General features: G+C 73.4%; 13 protein-coding genes. 1 reads left to right on the top strand and 12 read right to left on the bottom strand.

The window, feature by feature from the left end:
- Window positions 1-11: 11 nt before the first annotated feature.
- From KUV85_RS02075 to KUV85_RS02065, 3 genes are read right to left on the bottom strand one after another with little or no spacing between them, the layout of a single operon-like run.
- Complete coding sequence (locus KUV85_RS02075) at window positions 12-1,085, bottom strand: branched-chain amino acid aminotransferase (protein ID WP_219961563.1); 1,074 nt, start codon at window positions 1,083-1,085, stop codon at window positions 12-14.
- 19 nt (window positions 1,086-1,104) lie between these two features.
- Window positions 1,105-2,184 carry a 3-isopropylmalate dehydrogenase gene (locus tag KUV85_RS02070; RefSeq protein WP_219961562.1) on the bottom strand — a complete coding sequence of 360 codons (1,080 nt, stop codon included), beginning with the start codon at window positions 2,182-2,184 and terminating at the stop codon, window positions 1,105-1,107.
- A 10-nt stretch (window positions 2,185-2,194) separates the two neighbouring features.
- Window positions 2,195-2,356, bottom strand: a complete 162-nt coding sequence (locus KUV85_RS02065) for a hypothetical protein (protein WP_219961561.1) — start codon at window positions 2,354-2,356, stop codon at window positions 2,195-2,197.
- Between the two features lie 384 nt (window positions 2,357-2,740).
- On the opposite strand from KUV85_RS02065, the gene KUV85_RS02060 reads away from it, so the two are divergent.
- Window positions 2,741-3,310 carry an O-methyltransferase gene (locus KUV85_RS02060; protein WP_219961560.1) on the top strand — a complete coding sequence of 190 codons (570 nt, stop codon included), beginning with the start codon at window positions 2,741-2,743 and terminating at the stop codon, window positions 3,308-3,310.
- Between the two features lie 66 nt (window positions 3,311-3,376).
- Here the strand turns inward: KUV85_RS02060 and KUV85_RS02055 are convergent, their stop codons facing one another.
- The 9 genes from KUV85_RS02055 to KUV85_RS02015 form a co-directional block, all read right to left on the bottom strand.
- On the bottom strand, window positions 3,377-4,078 hold the full coding sequence (locus tag KUV85_RS02055; protein WP_219961559.1) for an FHA domain-containing protein: 702 nt from the start codon (window positions 4,076-4,078) through the stop codon (window positions 3,377-3,379).
- The gene (locus tag KUV85_RS02050; protein WP_219961558.1) at window positions 4,075-5,388 is read right to left on the bottom strand and encodes a VWA domain-containing protein; all 1,314 of its coding nucleotides are present in this window, start codon (window positions 5,386-5,388) and stop codon (window positions 4,075-4,077) included. The genes KUV85_RS02055 and KUV85_RS02050 overlap by 4 nt, the downstream gene beginning before the upstream one ends.
- A complete protein-coding gene (locus tag KUV85_RS02045; protein ID WP_219961557.1) occupies window positions 5,381-6,304 on the bottom strand; it encodes a PP2C family protein-serine/threonine phosphatase in 924 nt (307 codons plus the stop codon). The genes KUV85_RS02050 and KUV85_RS02045 overlap by 8 nt, the downstream gene beginning before the upstream one ends.
- The gene (locus tag KUV85_RS02040; protein ID WP_219961556.1) at window positions 6,301-8,427 is read right to left on the bottom strand and encodes a serine/threonine-protein kinase; all 2,127 of its coding nucleotides are present in this window, start codon (window positions 8,425-8,427) and stop codon (window positions 6,301-6,303) included. The genes KUV85_RS02045 and KUV85_RS02040 overlap by 4 nt, the downstream gene beginning before the upstream one ends.
- 89 nt (window positions 8,428-8,516) lie before the next feature.
- On the bottom strand, window positions 8,517-9,659 hold the full coding sequence (locus KUV85_RS02035; RefSeq protein ID WP_219961555.1) for a hypothetical protein: 1,143 nt from the start codon (window positions 9,657-9,659) through the stop codon (window positions 8,517-8,519).
- Window positions 9,656-10,879 (bottom strand): hypothetical protein, encoded by a 1,224-nt coding sequence (locus KUV85_RS02030; RefSeq protein WP_219961554.1) that lies wholly within the window; start codon window positions 10,877-10,879, stop codon window positions 9,656-9,658. The genes KUV85_RS02035 and KUV85_RS02030 overlap by 4 nt, the downstream gene beginning before the upstream one ends.
- Window positions 10,872-12,212 (bottom strand): AAA family ATPase, encoded by a 1,341-nt coding sequence (locus KUV85_RS02025; protein WP_219961553.1) that lies wholly within the window; start codon window positions 12,210-12,212, stop codon window positions 10,872-10,874. Before KUV85_RS02025 ends, KUV85_RS02030 begins: the two co-directional genes overlap by 8 nt.
- Window positions 12,209-12,724, bottom strand: a complete 516-nt coding sequence (locus KUV85_RS02020) for a hypothetical protein (RefSeq protein WP_219961552.1) — start codon at window positions 12,722-12,724, stop codon at window positions 12,209-12,211. Before KUV85_RS02020 ends, KUV85_RS02025 begins: the two co-directional genes overlap by 4 nt.
- A 13-nt stretch (window positions 12,725-12,737) precedes the next feature.
- The gene (locus KUV85_RS02015) at window positions 12,738-13,982 is read right to left on the bottom strand and encodes a toxic anion resistance protein (protein ID WP_219961551.1); all 1,245 of its coding nucleotides are present in this window, start codon (window positions 13,980-13,982) and stop codon (window positions 12,738-12,740) included.
- Window positions 13,983-14,007: the final 25 nt, after the last annotated feature.

Below are 14,007 nucleotides of genomic sequence, written 5' to 3'. Positions count from 1 at the left end.
CGGCTCCGTCCTCAGCAGACCTGGTGCATCCAGCCGAAGGTGTCCTCGGCACGGCCGTACTGGATGTCGACCAACGCCTGGCGCAGGCGCGAGGTGAGGTCGGTCGAGGCGGGCGCCGGGGCCTCACCGCCGTCCCACTTCAACGAGCCGACGGGGGTCACGACCGCCGCCGTGCCGCAGGCGAAGATCTCCACGATGCGACCGCTGGCGACGCCGTCGCGCCATTCGTCGATGCTGAACTTCCGCTCGGTGACCGGGTGGCCCATCTTGCCCGCCAGCTCGATGATCGAGGAGCGGGTGATGCCCTCGAGGATCGTGCCGGTCTCGGGCGTCACGATGGTGCCGTCGTCGTGGACGAAGTAGAGGTTCATGCCGCCCAGCTCCTCGATGTAGCGGCCCTCCTGGGCGTCGAGGAACACGACCTGGTCACAGCCCTGCGCCATCGCCTCCTGCTGCGCGACGAGCGAGGAGGCGTAGTTGCCGCCGGTCTTGGCGGCACCCATGCCGCCGCGGCCGGCGCGGGTGTAGTCCTCGGTCAGCCACAGGGTGACCGGCGTCAGGCCGCCCTTGAAGTAGGCGCCCGCCGGGCTCAGGATCACGCTGAAGGTGACGTGGTGGGCCGGCCGGACCCCGAGGAACTTCTCCGAGGCGAACATGAACGGGCGGATGTAGAGGCTCTTCTCCCCCGCGCCGTCGGGGACCCACCGCTGGTCGACGGTCACGATCTCGTCGACCGCGGCGATGAAGTCCTCCGGCTCGAGCACCGGCAGCGCCAGGCGGTGGCTGGAGCGCACCATCCGCTCGGCGTTCTGCTCGGGACGGAAGGTCCAGACCGAGCCGTCGTCGTGACGGTAGGCCTTCATGCCCTCGAAGGTCTCCTGGGCGTAGTGCAGCACCGCCGTCGCCGGGTCCAGCGTGTAGGGGCCGTACGGCGTCACGCGACCGTCGTGCCACCCCTCGTCGGGCGTCCACTCGACGGTGAACATGTGGTCGCTGAAGTGGGTGCCGAAGCCGGGGTTGGCCAGGATCTCGGCCAGCCGTGCGTCCTCGACCGGGGTCGACGTCGGGGTGGTGCTGATCTGCATGGCTGCCAAGGTAGTCGATCTAGTGGAGTCGGGCGGCGATCGCGTCGCCCACCTCGGGGGTGGAGCGCGTCGTGCCGGCGGTGCGCTCGGCCATGTCGGCCAGGACAGCCTCCTCCACGCGTCGCGCGGCGGTGCCGTGGCCGAGGTGGTCCAGCAGCAGGGCGGTGGACAGGATGGCCGCGGTCGGGTCCGCGACGTGCTGTCCGGCGATGTCGGGGGCCGAGCCGTGCACGGGCTCGAACATGCTCGGCGCGGTGCGGTCGGGGTTGACGTTGCCCGAGGCCGCCAGGCCGATGCCACCGGTCACGGCGGCGGCCAGGTCGGTGATGATGTCGCCGAAGAGGTTGTCGGTGACGATCACGTCGAACCGCGCCGGGTCGGTCGAGAGGTGGATCATCGCGGCGTCGATGTGGCAGTAGTCGGTGGTGACCTCGGGGTACTCCGCCGCGACGTGCTGGAAGAGCCGCCACCACAGCGATCCGGCATTGACCAGCACGTTGGTCTTGTGGACCAGGGTGAGCTGCTGGCGCGGACGCCGCTGGGCACGCGCGAACGCGTCGCGGATCACCCGCTCCACGCCGTACGCGGTGTTGACCGAGACCTCGGTGGCGACCTCGGCCGGGGTGCCGACGCGCAACGCGCCGCCGTTGCCGGTGTAGGGACCCTCGGTGCCCTCGCGGACCACCACGAAGTCGATCTCGCCGGGGTCGGCGAGCGGTGAGGTGATGCCGGGGAAGAGCTGCGAGGGACGCAGGTTGACGTAGTGGTCGAGCTCGAAGCGCAACCGCAGCAGCAGCCCGCGCTCGAGGATGCCGGGAGGCAGGTTCGGGTCGTTGGGCCGACCGCCGACCGCACCGAGCAGGATCGCGTCCTGCTGCCGGATCTCCTCCAGCACCGCGTCGGGGAGCACCTCGCCGGTGGCGAGGTAGTTCTCCGCACCGAGCGCGTACTGCGTCCGGGCGAACTTCACGCCGTCCGGCGCCGCCGCGTCGAGCACCTTGAGGGCCTCGGCGGTGACCTCGGGCCCGATCCCGTCGCCGGGGATCACGGCGAGCGAGACGTCGGTGGCAGCGGTGCGGGAGGTGGCGTCCTGGGTCATGCGCCCGACGTTAGTTGTCGTCGGGTCGCGCGATCTCCTCGTCTCGCTGGTCAGTCCCCACGCGGTGGTCGCGGCGGTCGACGGCGACCTGCAGGGACGAGGCGGAGCTGTGGTGCAGCGGGTGGTCCGGGTCGTGCTTGGCCGGTCCCCAGTTGGTGATGGTGTGGTTCATGGCTGGTCCTCTCTCGTACTCGGTGCGCCCCCACCGCGGCGGGTGGAGATCCCCGGGGCCTGTCGAGCCTGCGTGGATCGCACGAGGGTGACTGCCATTCAGTGTGCGGGTCGCGCGTCGCCTGATCGGGGCGACCCGCCGCGGAGGGCGCCGAGCTTTCGATGTGGTGGTCGAGAAGCCGGAAACGGGTACACGCCGCTGACACCGCGGCGAGGTGGCCTCTCTGTGTCAGGCCTCGCCGCGGCGCTCGATGAGTACGAAAACGCTCCGCATGGCGCGATAACGGTACGACGTCCCGTGACGCGGTGTCACGACATCCGGACGGACTGTTCGCCATCCGAGACGACTTGGGTGGGCAGGGTGGCGGTGACCACACTCGACCCCATGAGCGCCCCTCCCGACCTCCCACCGTTGGTGGTGCGCGCGTTCGACGTCTCCCGCAAGGCGGGCTACGTGTCGTTCTGCCGCAACGAGACAGGTCGGCTGCTCGCCACGCTCGCCGCGACCCGCAGCGGGACCATGGCCGAGTTCGGCACCGGGTGCGGCGTGGGGACCGCGTGGCTGCGCTCCGGGGTGCGCAACGGCGACACCCGCATCCTCAGCGCCGAACTGGAGGCCGACCTGGCCTCGGCCGCGGCGGAGATCTTCACCGACGACCCCATGGTCGAGGTGCTGGCCGCGGACTGGTCGACGATGACCGACAAGGGTCCGTTCTCGCTGCTGTTCCTCGACTCCGGCGAACCGGCCGACGTCGGTGTGGACGCGATCGCCGACCTCGTCGAGCCCGGCGGCATCGTGGTGCTCGACGACTTCGTGCCCTGCCAGATGTGGCCGCCGCTCACCGACGGCCGCGTGGACTCGCTGCGCGAGCAGTGGCTCACCGACGAGCGCTTCACCGCCGTCGAGGTGATGATCGCCTCCGACGCGTCCGCGCTGATCGCGACGCGTCGCTGACCGTCGCGTCGGCAACTGCGCACTCGAGCGCAACAAGTGCCGACTCGACGCGCAAGAAGTGCCGACTCAACCCTCCTCGTCGCCGGCCGGCCGGAGGACCAGGCGGGTCCAGGCGCCGAGGTAGAGGCGGTCGCCCTCAGCGAGCTCGCGGCGTTCGCCGGGGCGGAGCGGCTGGTCGGGGACCGCACCGACCGACGGGCCGACATAGGTGCCGTTGGAGGAGGCGAGGTCCTCCACCCACCAGCGGGACCCGTCGGTGGTCAGGCGGCAGTGACGCCGGCTGACGCCGTTGTCGCCCGGCACGTCGACGTCGGGGTCGGACTCGCTGCGCGAGGAGCTGCGGCCGACCAGCACCGACTTGGTGACCAGCGGCACCACGACGGGGGCGCCGGCCGAGGGCAGGTCCTCGGTGCTGTCCTGCTCGGCGTACCAGTCGGGGTCGATCCAGACCTCGACCACCCAGGCGCCCTCGGCCGCGGCGGCGTCGGCCAGGTCCTCGTCGGTCACCACCGGCTGGGGTGCCGTCCGGGGCGCCGCCCCGGTGGTGAAGTCGTAGCCGCAGGCCTCGCAGAACAGCGCATTGGGCGGGCTGGACACGCCGCAGTTGGGACACGTGGAGTCCGGCGCCACCTGCTCGTGGGACTCCTCCAGCGCCGAGGCCGAGACGTGCAGCGGGGCCGGGGCCTCGCTCGCGCCGCTGATCGGCAGGCCGCAGACGTCGCAGTAGTCGTCCGCTGCGGATTCGTGGCCAATCGGGCAGGTCCTCATCGTGATCCTCCTGGTGCCGGCTGCGCCGGTGACGGACCCTTGCGGATCCGGGTCGTCTTCGTCGACGCCGTATCCAGCGCCATCTCATCAGCCTTGTCCACCCCACGCCGGAGCTTGACCGTGCCGGCGTCGTGGTCGATGTCGACGACCTTGCCCAGCTTGGTCGTCGCGTCGTGGTTGCCGGTCTGCTCGGCCAGCTGGACGGCGCGACCGAGCTTGGTGGTGGCGGTGTCCTCGTCGCCGCTGGCCTTGGCGGCGATGCCCTCCTGGATCATCGCGGCGAGCTCGGCCTGGCCGGTGTAGTGGGCGACCTGGTCGTCGATGGTCGCCGTGAGCGCCGCGTCACCGGACCAGGTGGCCTTCACCAGCCCCTGGGCGACGGGACGGTCCCCCAGCACCAGCTGGACCCGAGCGGCGAGCTGCTCCTGCCCGATCGCCTTCGCCCCGACGCGCACCGCCACGTGGTAGTCGCGGGACTCATCGGCCCAGGCGCCGGTCGGGTAGTCACCGGTCAACGCGTCGTGCGGCGTACGCCGGCCGGTGAGGTCCTCGACGGTGGGCGCGACCTGGCGCACGAACAGGACCTGGGCGCCCTGCGGCGTCCAGACCCGCAGCGTGGCGTCGGCGACGCCGCGGGCCATCGAGGCGCGCATGATGCCGGCGAACTGCTCCCGCATCTGCTGCGGCCCGGGGATGATGTCGACGCTGCCCAGCAGGGCCTGGGCGATGCGTCGGATCTCGGCGACCTCCCACTCGGTGCCCGCCCCGCGGCAGTCGCACTGGAAGTAGCCGGTGGCGCGCCGGATGGCGGCGTCCAGCAGGCCCGGACGCTCACGGTTCTCGCCGTCGGTGAGCAGCAGGGCGTGCCGCTGGGTCACGTGCGGCACCGAGCTGAAGAGCTGGCCGGCGAGGTCGAGCCAGGTGCTGATGGCGGTGCCGCCGCTGCCCACCAGCCGGTCGATCGCGGCGGATGCCTCCGCTCGCGTGCGGGCGCTCATCTCGACCAACCCCGGTCCGCTGGAGACCGGCGGGTAGGCCAGCATCGCGCGGTCGGCGCCCGCGACGATCGCGAACCAGGTGCCGTCGACGATCTCGGCCAGTGCCGCCCTCGCGGCCTCCTGGGCGGCCGCCATCGTCGGCGGGCGCATCGATCCGGAGGTGTCGACGATGATCACCTCGCCCGCCGCGCCGGAGCCGGTGCGTCCGGCCGTGCCGGCACCGGAGCAGGTGAGCGTCACGATCGCGTGGACGTCGGTGCCGCCGTCGGGAAGGAACTCGTTCTGGTAGACGGCAGCGCTGAACTCAGCCATCGGTCGCCTCTCCTGCTCGCTCGCTGTCCCCATTGTCGCGGACGGCGCCGACACGGGCGACGGCGACCGTGATGTTGTCGTGTCCGCCCGCCTCGAGCGCGAACCGCCACAGCCCCTCGGCGAGCTCCGCCGCCGAGCCCCCACCGAGGCGCGTCACACAGGCCTGCAGCGCGCTCGCGGCGGAGGCGTAGTGCCACAGCCCGTCGGTGCAGGCGACCACCCATCCCGGGCCGACGACGGTGTCCTCGCCGATGCGCGGCGACGGGTCCTCGCTGTCACGACCGAGCCACTTGGTGATGGCGTGCGCCTGCGGTGAGGCCTCCGCGACGTCCCGGGCGACACCGGCGTCCATCTGCACCCGGGCGAGCGAGTCGTCGGTGGTCAGCTGGACGGCGACGCCCGCGTCGGGGACCCAGTAGGCCCGCGAGTCGCCGACACCGGCATGACGGACGCGGTCGCCGGTGACCGTGACCGCGAGGAACGTCGCCGAGGCCGGGTTGGCCGAGCCCGGCTCCGCGTGCGCGGTGACCGCGTCGGCAGCGGCCTCGGTCGCGCTCACCAACGGGTCCGGTGTCCCGTCCACCACCGGCGCGGACCGGAGGACTTCGCACGCCGCTCGCGCCCCGGCCAGCGAGGCGGCCGCCGAGTCGTCGGCCATGGAGACGCCGTCGAGGACGACCAGGGCGGCGTACTCGCCGGGGGTGGCGGAGGCCGCGAGGGCCAGCGCGTCCTCGTTGCCGGGCTTGTGCCGCCCGCGGTCGCACACGCCGGCGACCCACGACGCCGGCCGCTGCCGGTCGTGGTCGCGCGGGTCGGGCGCACGGACGCCGCACTGCAGGCAGTAGCGGTCGGGAGCGACCTCTCCCCCGCACTCGCCGCACCGGCGGCGCTCGTCCGGATGCGCGGCCGAGGTCACGTCAGGCTCCAGTTGCGCACCGCGTTGGCGCGGTTGACCAGCTCGATGCGCGCTGGACGGTCCTGGGTGGCGCGCGCCAGCCCGCGCAGCGCCTGCTCGAGGCCGTCGCGCACGCCACGCACGGTCGCCGGCCAGCCCCCGATCGTGGCGTCGGATCGGGGCGGTGCGCCGGCCTCCAGTGCGGCGAGGGCCGCGGTGAGCGCCCGGACTGTGAAGTCATCCCGCGTCGCGGCGTCCGCCTGGGCGCCGGCGAGGATGCGCAGCGCCCGGTCGATGCCGCGGAGGTCGTTCCCGGCCGCGACCAGCAGTGCCTCGGCACGCCGGCGCCCGGCCTCGGGGTAGCCGCGACTGGTCTGCGGCACCAGCTCCAGCGCTGCCGCGGCGCCGCCGTGGTCGCCGGCGGTCGCCCGGACGCGCGCGAGCCCGAAGGCCGCCGGGGCGACGTACGCCGCGTCGGTGCGGGCGCAGGTGAGGTAGAAGTGGGCGGCCAGCGCGGGTTGGCCGGTGTGCTCGCACGCCAGCGCGAGCGCCAGCTTCGGGGCGAGCTCGCCGGGGAGCTGCTGGTGGACGGCGTTGAAGGCCGCGGCCGCGGCCGGCCAGTCCCCGGCCTGCACCGCGGCGAGGCCCTGCACCCACACCCCGCGCCACTCCCACGGGTCCTCGGCGAGCAGGCGCTCCGCGCTCTCCCGCGCCAGGTGGGTGCGGCCCAGCAGCAGGGCGGCGCGTGCCCGGGCGAGCCGCACCTCGGCCGAGGAGGCGGGCGCGGCGTCGAGGTGGCGGAGCTGGCGCTCGGGTGCCTCGGCACCGATGCCCGACAGCCAGGTGTACTGCGGGTCGGTGGTGTCGGGCCGCAGGCGTGGGAGCTGGGACCACTCGGTGGGCGGACGCGACGTCTCGGGCAGCTCGAAGTGCGTCGAGGTCGCCGAGGTGGTGGCGACGGTGTCCGCGTCGCGGGCGACGGTCTCGCGCAGCACTCCGAGCACCTGGCCGCGCAGCTCCTCCACCGACGCGAACCGGTCGGCCGGGTCCGGGGCGCAGCAGCGGGCGATGAGCCAGTGCAGCGAGTCGTGCTCGGCGAACAGCGGTGCGGCCGCGACCGGCGGCAGCCGGTGGCGGAAGGTGTCCTGGTAGCCGCGCAGCTCCATGGTCAGCACCAGCAGGGTCCGCCCGACGGTGTAGACGTCGGAGGCGACGCTCGGGCCGACGTCGGCGATCTCGGGCGCCTGGTAGCCGATCGTGCCGTAGATCGGGGACTCCTCGTCGTCGATGCGGCGCACCCCACCCAGGTCGATCAGCTTCACGCTGTCGCGGACTTGGATGATGTTGTCGGGCTTGAGGTCGCAGTAGAGCAGCCCGAGGTCGTGGAGGTAGGACAGCGCCGGCAGCACGCCGAGGACGTAGGCGAGCGCCTGATCGACCGGGAACGGGTCGTACCGGCCGCCGTTGGCCGTCCGCCGCTGCTGCAGCATCTGCTTCAGCGACGTGCCGCCGACGTACTCCATGACGGTGTAGCCGTCGCCGCGGTGGGTGACGAAGTTGAAGATCTCCACGATGGTCGGGTGCTCGACCTGGGCGAGGAACTCCTGCTCGGCGATCGCGACCGCGAGCGCGTCCTCGTCGCCGGTGTTGAGCAGGCCCTTGAGCACCACCCAGCGATCGGAGACGTTGCGGTCCCGGGCGAGGTGGATCCAGCCCAGGCCGCCGTGGGCGAGCGCGCCGCGGACCTCGTACTGGCCCGCGACCAGCTCCCCGGGCTCGAGCTTCGGCGTGAAGGAGTAGGGATGGCCGCAGCGGGAGCAGAACCCCTCGCTGCGCCCCGCGTCACCACGGCCGACCTCGGCGCCGCACCGGCCGCAGTGGCGACGGTGCTCGGGCACCTCCGGATCGGTCAGCAGGGCCGAGGACGGATCGATCGTGGGCGCGGTCGGCACCCGGGTCAGGCCGGCGCCCAGGCCCGGCGCCCGTCCCCGGCCCGACGTACGCCGTCGCCGCGGCGCCGCGGTGGGGGCCATGCGGGCGGTGCCGATGGCGGCGGCGCGCAGGCGGCTGGCCGAGGTCGCGACCGAGCCCGTGGCCTCGTCGGGTGGTGCCGGGACGCCGCCGGGGGCGGGATCACTCGACACACCGCTCGTGGCTCCGGGGCTGCCCGCCATTCCGCACACGTCGCAGTAGCCGTCGAGGAGGGTCCCGTCGCAGCCGGGCTGGGTGCACTTCATAGCCCGCTGACCCCGTCGGTGGTGAGGTGCTCCAGCCAGGCGCGGTGGGTGGCGACGAGCTGTCGGGCCAGCGCCATGGGTGCCGGTCGGCGGTCGAGGACCTCGCGGGCCACGCGCTCCGCGGCGTCGAGGTCGGCGTGACCGCCGAGTCCCGCGGCGCGGGCGGCCTCCGCGCGGTCGTCGAGCTCGGCGAGCAGGTCGTGGTGCTCGCCGAGGGCGGCGGCGTAGCGGTCCTGGGCCCACTCGAGGGCCTCCGAGACCCGGTCGAGACGGCGCCGGTGCTCCTGCAGCCCCGCGGGGTCCTGCGGCACGGGACCGAGGGCGTCGACGTCGGGCACGGCGTAGTGCGGAGCCGTGTCCACGGTGGCGGCGCACCGCGCGGCGAGGCGCTCCAGCGCCGCGGCCCGCGCGACGAGGTCGTCGCGCAGTTCCAGCGTCGCGCGGGCACGATCGCGGGTGTCGCGACGCTCGGCGTGGCCGACGATGAGGTCCCGCTCATGGGTGGCCACCTCGACCTCCAGCGGGGCCAGCAGGCCGCCCACGTCCCCTCCGCGCCGGGCGCGGTCGCTCACGTCCTCCAGCCGGGCCAGCAGGCCGGCGAGTCGCGCCACCTCCGCCTCGCGCGACTCCTCGGGCTCCAGCGCCACCTGGTCCTCGATGCGCACCAGCTGGGCGCGCAGGTCGGCGAGGCGGGTGGTGGTCGCGGCCTCGCCGGGGGCCACCGCGAGTCGGGCCCGCAACTGCCCGGTGAGGGCGTCGTTGAGCCGGCACGCCTCCAGCAGCGAGACCGCGAGGCCGCCGGGCATGTCGACGTTCGCGCCGTCCAGGCGCCCCCACAGCAGGGCGGCGAGGCGCTCACGGTCGGTGACGGTGACCCGGCCGCCGTCGAAGGTGGCGAGCGCGAGCTGGTGCCGGTCGTCGATGGCCTTCCAGGACGCCAGCGCCAGCGACATGTCGGCGGTGATCTCCGCACCACGATCGGTGGCGAGCGCGTGCGCGTCGAGCTGCTCCAGCTCGGTGCGGCGCGCGTGCAGCCAGTCGGTGAGGTCGGCCAGGTAGCGGCGTACGTCCTCGACGTCGAGGGCCTCGCCCAGCCGGCCGGGTGGGCGGGGCGCGGTGTCGGCGGCGGGGCCGCTCACGCGAACTCCCGGCGTCGTACGCCGATCCCGCGGGCGAGGAGGCCGGCCGCAGCGGCCGCGGCGAGCACCGTGGTGCCGGCCAGCAGCAGGGCGACCCATCGGTCGCCGCGCAGCTCGTCGGTGGCGGCCGCAGCGGCCTCGGCGGTCTCTTGCTGGGCCGCCTCGTCGTAGGCGTCCAGCGCCGCCGTCGACCCACCGGACCCGGCGGTCGCAACCTGCCGCGCACCGTCGCGGTCGCCGTCCGCGAGGAGCGCCAGGATCCGCTCGTGCTGGGCGACGTAGTCCTGCCACAGCGGTGCCGCGTCCCCGGCCCCGCGCTCCGCGACGACCTCGGCGGACTCGCGCCAGGCGGCCTCCTGGTCGGCGCCGCTCCCGCCCTGGACCAGGCGCAGGCTCTCGTTGGCCTTGGCGTCGTTGGCGGCCGTGCGGGCGGCCGCCTGGTCGACGGCGGTGCGGAACGGACCGTCGCGGACCTCCTCGTTGCTGGCAGCTGCGGCGAAGGCCGCGGCCGTGGTGCCGGCCGTCGTCGCGACCACGACCAGGGCCGCCAGGAGCAGACCGACGTTGACGTGGCGCCGGAAGGCACGGGCGAGGCGGCGGTGCACCCAGACCAGGGTCCCGAGCGCTACCAGACCGGCCGCGAGCAGCAGCCACGGCTGCTGACCGGCCATGGCGTCCTCCGCGCGCGAGGTGTTGTCCGCGACCAGGGCAGTCAGCAGCGGCAACGCCTCCGCCCGGAGTGTCTCCCCGGCTGCGGCGACGCCGGCGTCGGTGGTCGCGCTCGCGACGGCGGTCACGTAGTCGTTGACCGCGACGGTGAGGGCGACCAGCTCCTCGCTGTCCGCGGGCTGGGCCTCGGCCGCCTCGGTGATGCCCGTGAGCGCCGCGTCGATCGCGACGTCGTACGCCGCGGGCTGCTCGGGTGCGCCCTCTCCCGCCAGCAGAGCGGTCGTCGCCACGGCGTCGGCGCGCAGCAGGGAGGACTGCACCTGCTGGACCCGCACCAGCTGTTCGGTGTCGCCAGCGGCGCGACCGTCGGCGGCATGACCGAGCGCGAGGACGGTGGCACCGGCCAGGCCGAAGAGTGCCAGCGCGGCGGTGCCCAGTGCCTGCCACCGGGTCAGGCGTGCGGGGGTGTCGACGGTGACGTCGGCCCGGTCAGCAGGGTCGGCACGGTCGGCGTGGTCGCGGTCGACGGCGGCGGCCGGGGCGTCACTCATCGGGCTCGCCCCGGTCCGGGGTGAGGTCGACGGGCTCGAGGGTGCGGAGGTCGTCGATGCTGGGGTCCTCGACCTCGCGCAGTCGCCATGCGTGGCGGCCGATCGCCGCCTCGAGGAGGTTCCGCACGTGGCGGGCGTTGCCGAACGCCTCATCGCGCGGGGTCGCGGAGAGGACCGTCCGCAACGCTGCGAGGACGTCCTCATCGGCGTCGTAGTCGGCGCCGTGGGCCATCGACGCGAAGATCTCCACGAGCTCGTCGTCGGTGTAGTCGGCGAACTCGATGGTGGTGCGGAACCGGCTCGCCAGGCCGGGGTTCTGGCCGATGAACCGGGCCATCGGCGCGGGATAGCCGGCCACGATCACCACCAGGTCGTCGCGCTCGTCCTCCATCTCCTTGACCAGCGTGTCGACGGCCTCGGAGCCGTACTGGTCGCCGGTGAGGGCGTAGGCCTCGTCGATGAAGAGCACACCGCCGACGGCCGAGGCCACGACCTGGCTGGTCTTCTCCGCCGTCTGGCCGAGGTAGCCGGCCACCAGGTCGGCCCGGTCGACCTCGACGAGCTGGCCCTGCGAGAGCAGTCCGAGGGCGCGGTAGATCCCGGCGACGAGGCGCGCCACGGTGGTCTTGCCGGTGCCGGGGTTGCCGTTGAACACCAGGTGGCGGGTGATGGTCGTGGTGGCCAGGCCGGCACGCTGGCGCAGCCCCTCGACGCGGAGCACGGCGGCCTGGCGGTGGATCTCGTCCTTGACCTCGCGGAGACCGACGAGGGCGTCCAGCTCGGCGAGCAGCTCCTCGACCGTCGGCGCCGGGGCGACCTCGGCCGTCTCGACCGGACCACCCGCCTCCTCCGCGGCTGCCACACCCGTCGAGTCGGCGCCAACTCGGCCCACGGGGTCGCCGACGGGGGCCGACGACAGCCGAGTTGGCGCCGTCTCGGCATGCTCGACGAGCTGCGCGGCCGATGCCGTGGCGGCGTTGCCCAGGCACCGCGGGGCTCCCTCGCCCAGTCCGGTCGCGGCGTGGGCGACGTCCCCCAGCGCCGCGGCGTACGCCGGCGCGTGCGGTGAGCGCTGCAGCGCGAGCAGCGCCATGCCCGGCGTGGGGGCGACCCGGAACCGGCGCCCGTTGGACGCGGCGTCGTAGAACGCGGTCGCGCCGCCGGGGCTGTCGACCGCGGCGGCCCAGTCGAGGTAGGCGCCGCGGGAGGGTTCCGCGACGGTCGCGGCGAGGGCCTCGCCCTCGGCCCGCGCCGCGGTGGTGTCGAGCCCGGCGGCCGTGGCGACGTCGTGGAGCGCCGCGAGCGCGGTGCGGAGGTCGCGGGGCGCGGTCACGGGGTCCCCAGGCTGAGGTCGGTGCCGCCGTCGGCGTGGTGGCCGAACTTGGCGTCGAGGAAGCGACCGTGTGCGATGAGCGCCTGCGCATCGGCGCGGTTGGCGGCGTCGGCGATCTGGTCCATGGTGACCGTCAGCAGGTCCAGCTGCTCGATCAGCAGCATCAGGGAGGTCTTGGACCCCTCGACCGGTCGCGTGTCGGCCCACTGCCGCGGCAGTCGGAGGTAGCCCCCGACGGCCTCGGGCAGGTAGTCGGTGGCCGTGGCGACGATGCTGTAGCCCTCCTGGCTGGCCAGGCCCAGGCCGCGCAGCCGCGGCAGGGTCTGGTGGATCGTGCGCGCGATGCGCAGCACGCGCGTGGTCACCACCGCGGGCGCGTTGTGCTCCCGCAACATCGCGTTGACGCGGTTGAGGGCAGCGAGGACGTCGGCCTCGGTGGGGGGTGCGGGGACGACGTACTCGTCCTCGGCCGCCTCACCGAACCGTCGTTGCCACCAGTCCTTGACGCCCACCGGTCGCGACGCCTCAACCGATGTCGAGGGCGCCGGTCGCGTTGCGCTGGTCGTGCTGCTGGACGCGGTCGAGGTAGTCACGCGACTTGGCGACCTCGGTCTCCAGCACGCCGATCGTGGTCGACATCGAGTCCAGCGCCTTGACCTTGAAGGAGTCGATGGAGTCCATGGTGGCGTAGATGTTGGCGAACGCCGCCCGCAGCTCCTCCATGCCGATCGTCGAGGAGGCGGCCTGCTCCTGGATGGCCGAGGAGTTCTCGCGCAGCATCTCCGAGGTGCCCTTGATCATCGCCGAGGTGGTCGTGTTGAGCGCGTCGATCTGGTCCAGCACGAGCTTCTGGTTGCCCAGGGCCTGGGCGACGATGACCGCGGTGCGCAGCGCCGAGACGGTCGTCGTGGTCGCACGGTCGACGCCCTTGATGAGCTCCAGGTTGTTCTTGATGATGATGTCGATCGCCAGGTAGCTCTGGATCGACACCGCGAGCTGGGTGAGCAGGTCCTGGTGCTTCTGGCGGACGTAGAACAACACGTCCTTCGACAGCGCCGCCGCGGCCTCGGGGTCGCTGACCTCGAGCTCGGCGACCCGCGCCGAGAGACGGGCGTCGAGCCGCTCGGCGATGTAGACGTACTGGTTGAGCCGTCCCATCGTGGCCCACAGGTTGGCCTTCTCCAGGTTGAGCGCCACGTTGTCGCGGGTGAGCTCGTCCTGGCCGCCCCGCAGGGCGTGCAGGATGCTGTCGAGCTGGCCCTGCGCGGACTGGTACTTGCGGAAGTAGTCCTCGACCTTGCTGGTGAAGGGCAGCTTCTGCCAGAACTTCTTCACCCCGGTGGCCTCGCTGGGGTCGAGGTCCTCCACGGTGCGGCGCAGCGCGGTGAGGGTCTTGCTCACGTCCGAGGCCTCGGCGATGGCGCCCTCCTGCAGCGCGTTGACCGGCTTGTCGAGCATCCGGTTGGAGGTCTCGGCAGCACGCCGGATGTCGCCGTCGCCCATGGTGCGGACCGACTCCGCCTGCTGGGCGAACTCCGGGCTGCCGATCGACTCCTCCGACAGCGCCGCGAGGAAGGTGTCGACCTTCTCGTCCAGCTCCGGCACCATCTCCTCGGGCACCTGCGGCGCCATCTTCGGCGCCTGCGTCTCCGCCACGCGTGGGGGCGCAGCCGGCGCGTTGAGGGTGATGCCGGGGTCGGGCGGGGTCAGTGTGCCCGGCGCCAGCGCGTCGGCACCCGGCTCAGGAGCAGCAGCACCTTCAGAGGTCATGCCTCGAGACTATCCACCCGACCCG

This window comes from Nocardioides panacisoli, assembly GCF_019448235.1.
GTDB classification, from domain to species: Bacteria; Actinomycetota; Actinomycetes; order Propionibacteriales; family Nocardioidaceae; genus Nocardioides; species Nocardioides panacisoli_A.
The sequence above is the reverse complement of the archived record's forward strand: the minus strand, read 5'-3'. Positions and strand labels throughout refer to the sequence as shown.